Source organism: Priestia endophytica (assembly GCF_026790145.1).
GTDB classification, from domain to species: Bacteria; Bacillota; Bacilli; order Bacillales; family Bacillaceae_H; genus Bacillus_I; species Bacillus_I endophytica_A.
The window spans coordinates 1-7,437 of sequence record NZ_JALAMS010000061.1; the positions used below are offsets into that span (position 1 = coordinate 1).

Annotated in this window: 7 protein-coding genes; 5 read left to right on the forward strand and 2 right to left on the reverse strand. The window is 34.3% G+C overall.

The annotated features are described in order from the left end of the window. Positions 1-88: 88 nt before the first annotated feature. A complete protein-coding gene (locus MOC86_RS25970) occupies positions 89-862 on the forward strand; it encodes an N-formylglutamate amidohydrolase (RefSeq protein WP_268586790.1) in 774 nt (257 codons plus the stop codon). A 327-nt stretch (positions 863-1,189) separates the two neighbouring features. Here MOC86_RS25970 and MOC86_RS25975 read toward each other — a convergent pair whose 3' ends face one another. Then, entirely contained in the window at positions 1,190-1,771 is a 582-nt protein-coding gene (locus tag MOC86_RS25975; protein WP_268586791.1) for a YpmS family protein, read from the reverse strand. Positions 1,772-2,136: 365 nt separating this feature from the next. On the opposite strand from MOC86_RS25975, the gene MOC86_RS25980 reads away from it, so the two are divergent. The 4 genes from MOC86_RS25980 to MOC86_RS25995 all read left to right on the forward strand — a co-directional run bounded on the left by MOC86_RS25980 (position 2,137) and on the right by MOC86_RS25995 (position 7,025). After that, positions 2,137-3,354, forward strand: a complete 1,218-nt coding sequence (locus MOC86_RS25980; protein WP_268586792.1) for a sensor histidine kinase — start codon at positions 2,137-2,139, stop codon at positions 3,352-3,354. Continuing rightward, entirely contained in the window at positions 3,344-3,991 is a 648-nt protein-coding gene (locus MOC86_RS25985) for a response regulator (protein WP_268586793.1), read from the forward strand. The genes MOC86_RS25980 and MOC86_RS25985 overlap by 11 nt, the downstream gene beginning before the upstream one ends. Positions 3,992-4,147: 156 nt before the next feature. After that, complete coding sequence (locus MOC86_RS25990; protein ID WP_268586794.1) at positions 4,148-6,343, forward strand: MMPL family transporter; 2,196 nt, start codon at positions 4,148-4,150, stop codon at positions 6,341-6,343. 55 nt (positions 6,344-6,398) lie between these two features. Continuing rightward, the gene (locus MOC86_RS25995; protein ID WP_268586795.1) at positions 6,399-7,025 is read left to right on the forward strand and encodes a hypothetical protein; all 627 of its coding nucleotides are present in this window, start codon (positions 6,399-6,401) and stop codon (positions 7,023-7,025) included. A 144-nt stretch (positions 7,026-7,169) separates the two neighbouring features. Here MOC86_RS25995 and MOC86_RS26000 read toward each other — a convergent pair. After that, positions 7,170-7,437, reverse strand: a 268-nt coding sequence (locus MOC86_RS26000; protein ID WP_268586796.1) for an HU family DNA-binding protein, incomplete at its 5' end; no start/stop codon positions are given.

A 7,437-nucleotide genomic window follows, 5' to 3' on the forward strand; every position in this document is an offset into this window, starting at 1 on the left:
ATGCCCCCTGCTTACCCGACTAAACTAGGTTTGGATATGATATACTTTCTTTCTCCATAAGTTATATTTAAAAAGGAGGAGTTCACTCATGAATCCAGTTACTGTGGAAAGAAGTAATCCAGTTTCTGAAATAATAGCAAGTATCCCACATAGTTCGCCTCAACTTACTCCTGAAATGATACAAAGTAAAAAATCGAACATAATTCTTCCTAATAATGATTGGTTCTTAAATGATCTGTATAACTTTTTAAGTGACTTAAATATTACGAAGGTGTCAGCTAATTACAGTCGTTACGTAATCGATGTCAACCGACATATAGGTCTCAAACAAAGTGAGAATGAATATACAAAATCTCTAATTTATCGTAAATCAACGTTTGGAAAGAACATCTATGGTAGACCCTTGTCTGAAGAGGTTATCACAAAAAGAATTAACAGCATTTATTTGCCATACCACAATACTTTATCTAAAGAAATTAAAGCTTCACTAAAGTTAAATAACAAAGCATTTCTGTTGGACTTACATAGTTTCTATATCCAGTCTAATGCAGATGTTGTATTAGGTACATGTCATGACAAAAGTTGTTCTAGTAATTTTTTAGAGATTGTTCGTAGTGCTTTTGAAACGGAAGGTTTTACGGTTAAAGTAGACGAAAAAGGACTTTCGGGTGGTTATATTGTAAACACATACGGTTCATGGAGCAATGTGGAAGCAATCCAAATAGAGCTACGATACACAATATATATTGAGAATAGAAAGTTTGATGAAGAAGAAGTAATGACAAGGAATGAAGAGCTATTTAATAAAACACAGAATCGTTTATCTAAGGTATTTAGTAAGATTAAATCCGTAGTGAATTGACAATCTTCCCATACCTATTACCATTAGCCTAATTATTTTAGAGGCAAGATTAATTGAACTAAAAAGACAAAAAAGAATTTTATGGTTATGTATATATTATTACCTCTTTATTTGTTTTGACCTAATCTATATAAGAATCCTTGTTAGATAAGGTCTTTTATCTATGACTTTTAAAAGAGAAAGGAATAGTATATAAAAGATTTTTATTGCTTATAATCGCTATTATGATAACTAATTGTTGTTGAATCTTGTATAATACGAAGAAAACCTTTGCTGATAATAAGCAAAGGTTTTCTTTATGTTTAGCAATGATTAGTTTATACAAGATTAATGTCCTATAGGGAAAAGTAGTGTAAGAGATATATCATCCTTCTTTAAATTAAAATGATTAATCCTAATTTTCATATTACTATGATTCATCTTCATATCTTGTAACCCAACATAAACCATCTTCTTATTAGGTTGGATAATTATCCATTCTGGGAGATTTAATGAGCTCCTTACAAGCTTTAACACTGCAGAGACAGGCAGATGTAACTTACCTAAAGAAAGTGATTTTTGTATTAAAATTAAATCTCCGTTGTTTGAAGTCTTTGGTATAAATGTCATTTTTACATGAATACGTTTCATGAATATAGGTATAGACCCATTAAATTCAACAATATCATTCTTTAAAATCACATTATATTCAGTAAATCGGTTTAAATATTGGTTAAGTATTTTATTAAGATCCTTTTTATGAGTACTAACGCTAAATTGAACAAACTTTTCATTATCTATAGACGTGTTTGGTAATGAAACTGATTGAGTTGGTGAAAATATCATTCCACCCATAATAACTATGATGAAAAGGATAACTCCCAAAAGAGTCAGAAAGGCAACTTTCCATCGATTTTTCATATTCATCATTATATTCCTCTCATTTTTATTCAGATAATGGGGCTCTTCACACCAGTCATAATAGGATAAGATCTTATTATGACTGGTGTAACTTTCATTATCCTAATACAAAGTGAAATAAAAAAAAACGTACATAAGGGCAATCTAACCTGTACATTTGGGCAAAAGTCTTTTTTATTAGTGTATAATTTTCTTCGTGAAAACTTCTCTATATTTAATTACTTGTTCTAATATTGCCTCTTTGGGCATATGAGCATGCACAAAAGTACAGTTTTACAAAAAATTCTTTTGCTTTAAAATAAAGAAAGATGAATTAACAATTAACCTTTATAGTTAAAGACGATTTAAAATTATTGAAAAAGTGGGGATTAAAGTTGAGCATTCTTAGCCATAACAAATATTCTTTCGATACTACTTCCGAAAAATTTTTCATCAATAAACTGCCCATTCTCTTATGGATTACAGCTGTATATGTGTTAGCCGTAACCTTTCAAAATATGTATTCTCCGCTCATATTAAATAGTGTAATTGTTGGGGGATTTATCCTTACCCATATTCTCTTGTATTGGTTTGGAGATAGCCTCATATCCAAAAATATTGTGCTTTATTTTGCGGCGCAAACAGCTGTTATTTTTGCAGCTGTCTTTATATTGAAGGAGGGATCTGCTGTCTTATTAATCGGTCTTCTTCCTATTCTCATTGCTCAAAGTATGATTGTACTAAAAAAGATTATTCAAATTGTCCTTGTTTTCTCTTTTCTTTATTCTCAGTATAGCGTTGCTATCATCCTTATTTACGGTGTTAAGGAATTGGCTCACTATATTCTTATCTTTATTGCCATTCTTCTCATCATTAGTTTTTATTACATTATGTATAATAGACAGGTGAATGAACGAATCCGTATGAAGTATTATCTTAGCGAATTAGAAATGGCCCATCGAAAGGTAGAAGAACTAACATTAGTAAATGAGAGACAGAGAATGGCAAGGGATTTGCATGATACATTAGCACAAGGTTTGGCCGGTTTAATTATGCAATTAGAGGCCATCGATTCTCATATGAAGAATGAAAATACGGTAAGAGCTCAAGAAATCATTGGAAAAGCGATGGCTCAGGCTCGTAAGACAATGCGTGATTCAAGAACAGCTATTGATAATTTACGAGAAAAATCGATATCTAAAATGGACTTTCAAGATGCTGTAAAAGAAGAAATAACAAGGTTTTCAGATGCAACACCAATCGAGATTGAGTCTGAAATTGAAAATGTTTTTCCTTTAAATAATTTTGTAAGAGAACATAGTCTCTACATTATAAGCGAAGGCTTAGCGAATATTGCTAAGCATTCTAAAGCTACGAAAGCAAAAGTCTTGGTTAAAAAAGAAAATCACCACTTGAATATAGAAATTGAGGACAATGGGATTGGGATTTCCAACCTATCCATATCTCAGCACGGAAAATACGGATTACGTGGCTTACAAGAACGAGTCCGCCTTATAGGCGGACAGATAAGGTTTGAAAGTAAACCAAATCAAGGTACAAAAATAGTGGTGTCAGTACCCCTTGAACAGAAGGAGAAATCTAATGAAATATAACATATTAATTGTGGACGACCATATGGTTGTCAGAGAAGGCTTAAAATTAATTTTAGAGACGAATGATGTATACAACGTAGTAGGAGAAGCCGAAAACGGAGAAGAAGCGCTGGAGCTTATTGAAAAATCCCCAATTGACGTGATCTTGATGGACTTAAATATGCCCGTCATGAATGGATTAGATACGATAAAGAGGTTAAAGGAGAAAAATATATCCACTCCTATTATCATATTGACCACTTATAATGAGGATGAGCTGATGCTGAAAGGATTAGAGTTAGGTGCAAAAGGTTACTTATTAAAGGATACAAGGAGAGAAGAGTTATTCCGGACGCTTGAGTCTGCCGTTAAAGGAGAAATATTATTACAGCCAGAACTCATGGCAAGGCTCGTCCGTACCAAAGAAAAACAATCGGAAGAAATGATAGCCATTGATCGAGTAAACTTGACTGATAAAGAATTATTTATATTAAAAGCAGCAGCCAAAGGGTTTAAAAATAAAGAGATAGCCGATGATTTAGGAATAGCCGAACGAACGGTCAAAGCCCATTTTACTAATATCTTTAACAAACTTAATGTTAATAATCGAGTAGAAGCCGTTACAGTGGCTATTCAGATGAAATTAATCCATTTATAAAGCTAACTGCTCATTTATAAAAAAAATTGCCCTTTCGTACATTAGATATCCGCCCTAATGTACGATTTTTTTTTGTTCATTTTCTTTTAATATAAAGAAGGCTTGTGAGAAAGTTAATTACTGAACAGGTACATTTCGTTTTGAGAAGGGATTTAAATGGCAAAGGCTCTATATAAATTAGGATATTGGGTAGCAGGTCATAAAATTAAAATTATTAGTGGAACGATAGCAATATTGATTGCTCTTGGGGTGTTAGCAGTAAATATGGGAACGTCTTTTAGTGATAAAATGTCAATCCCAAACACAGAATCTGCTGACGCTGGAGAATTACTTCAAAAAGAGTTTCCTTCTTCTAAGGAAAAATCAGGGGGGCAGGTACAATTAGTATTTAAAGCTCCAAAGGGCGAGACATTAGACTCGCAGAAAGTAAACAAGGTTATAGAGGAAACATTAAATGAAATCAAAAAGGATGATCGGGCGGTTACTTCAATCGCTACCCCTGTACAACTTGGGAACCTATCGGAAAATAAGAAAATAGGCTATGCCACAGTCACTTATAAGGTAGCAGCTGATAAAGTCACAGACTCATCCAAAAAGATTGTCAAAAAAAATATAAAAATTACGCATGATGCTGGAATTCAGACAGAACTAGCTGGTACGGTTGCTTTTTCAAAAACTGAAGCAGGTGGGCCAGCAGAAGGTATCGGCATCATTATTGCTTTCATCATTTTGGCTGTTACATTTACGTCGTTTTTAGCTGCCGGGATGCCTATCTTGACATCCATTATTGGATTGGCAATAGGACTTCTAACGGTTGTAATAGGTACAAACTTTATTGATATTCCTTCTGTATCACTCTCTGTAGCCTCAATGCTTGGGCTTGCAGTTGGAATCGACTATGCGTTGTTTATTATTGTTCGCTTTAGACAGCAGCTAAAAGAAAACTATTCTATTAGAGAGTCCATTGCAATCGCAACTGGGACGGCAGGAAGTGCTGTTGTTTTCGCAGGAATTACCGTTATTATGGGACTTCTTGGATTATCGATTACAGAAGTACCTTTTTTAACAGCAATGGGTTACACAGGCGCAGTTAGTGTTTTAGTTGCTGTATTCATTGCAGTCATTGTAGTACCAGCTGTATTAGCCCTTATGGGTCACAAAATGGGACCTTATAAGAGTAATCGATTATTAAGCAAAATAACAGGTAGAAATAAGAAACAAACTTCCTCTAATAAGTGGGGTACATTTGTAGTAAAGCGTCCGTTTATAGTAGCTATCTTAGGAATTGTTTTACTTGTCGTTATGAGTGTTCCATTTTTCCATATGCAACTTGGACTTCCTGACAATGGAACAAAATCAGTAGAAACGACAGAACGAAGAGGATATGACCTACTTTCTGAAGCATATGGACCAGGCTACCATTCCTCATTAGTTGTAGTAGCAAAAACAGATCACAGTGTAAAAGATGCACAAAAGGCAGCAACCGAAATAGCTGAAGAAATCAAGGATATTTCAAATGTGAAAACCGTAACTCCGGCAATACCAGGATCATCAGGGAAAGTATTTATGATATCTGTAACACCTAAAACAGGACCTAGTGATCTAAAGACAAAGGATATCGTTCATAATATCCGGGATAAATCTAATAAGGAAGTAGAATTATTGGTAACAGGTCAGACTGCAGCAGATATTGATCTTTCTGAAGGTCTGTTACAGGCACTAGTAAAATTCGCTATCATCATCGTTGGATTTGCTTTCCTTCTTCTTGTGATTGTATTCAGGTCTATTTTGGTACCATTAAAAGCTGTATTAGGGTTTGTCCTTTCATTAGGAGCTACACTAGGATTTGTCGTATTTGTAGTTCAAGATGGTCATTTTCTTGATTTCTTTGGATTCCCAAATTCGAGTCCTATTTTAAACTTCCTTCCTGTTATTGTGGTGGCCATCTTATTTGGTCTTGCTATGGATTATGAAGTATTCCTTGTGAGCAGGATGCGAGAGGAATATATTCATACAAGAGATGCACGCAAAGCTGTTTTAGCTGGGATGAAGAGTAGTGGTAATGTGGTAACCGCAGCTGGATTAATTATGATTTCTGTTTTTACAGGATTTATGCTTACTCCTGATCCGATGGTCAAAATTATGGGAATGGCATTGACATTTGGTGTTCTCTTTGATGCCTTTATTGTGAGGTTAGCCATAGTACCAGCAGTCATGACTTTATTAGGAAAATCTGCTTGGTATTTACCACGATGGATGGACAAAATTTTGCCTAATATTGATATTGAAGGCGAGTCTATCATGAAAATGGTGAAGAAAAAAGAAAAGGAAAAAAAAGAAAAAGGAAATTGAGTATATAAGTTTTAGGGATATTATTAGTAAAACAACATATCACAAGGAGGAAAAAATGATTAACAAATTTAAAACACTCAGTTTATTATTAACAACAGCAGCTTTAGGTGTAGGATTAGTAGCATGTGATTCAGATACTTCAAATAAGGATGCCGATAAGTCATCAAGAACTGAAATTCTTTCACAATCCCATGAAGTTATTTACGAAACAAATGAAGTAACAAAGGATAATAGCGAGAAGTTGCGACTAGCTTCTCAAAAAGAAGCAAAAAAGTTATATGGAGATTCAACGGAACTTTCTGATCAAATAAAATTAACTTTATTCAATTGGTGGGGAAATTGGAAACCAGACTATGAGTCTTGGTTAGAGATTGCGAATGGTTTATATGCTGAGGATGCTGATATCACAGCCATTGGTGGGGAAACACAAAAATACAGTGATTACAGAGAGGCAATGAAATCACAACGTGATCAAGTCGATATGGAAATGGGCCCAATTATGAATATTACTGTGGACGGAAATACAGCGACTTTGGTTTATCATATGTACTTAACACCAAAGGCTTCACCTGATAAGACATTTGATACAATTGTAACAGAATATAATACCTTTGAAGAGGTAGATGGCAAATTAATGGTAACCGACTTACATCTCTATACTGATGGTGGGGGTATGTACTAATTAATTTACTGGTTAGTTTTAAATTTAATCAGTAAATATGTGAAAAGACGTCCGTAAAAGTATACTTGTAGGAAAAGAAAAAGCGTAAAATCCTTGTCAGTCAAGGGTTTTACGCTTTTTTGCTTCTGATAAGATTTATTATGTTTATTTTACAGCTTCTTTCAATTCTTTTCCTGGTTTAAAAGCAGGAACTTTTGAAGCAGCAATCTGCATTTCCTCGCCGGTTTGAGGGTTACGTCCTGTTCGCGCCGCACGCTCACGTACTTCAAATGTTCCAAATCCAATCAATTGAATTTTCTCTTCTTTTGAGAGAGTGTCAGAAATGGTTTTAAATAATGCATCTACAGCTTTTGCAGCATCCTGCTTTGTTAGTTCTGATTGAGCTGCAACAGCATTCACTAATTCACTCTTG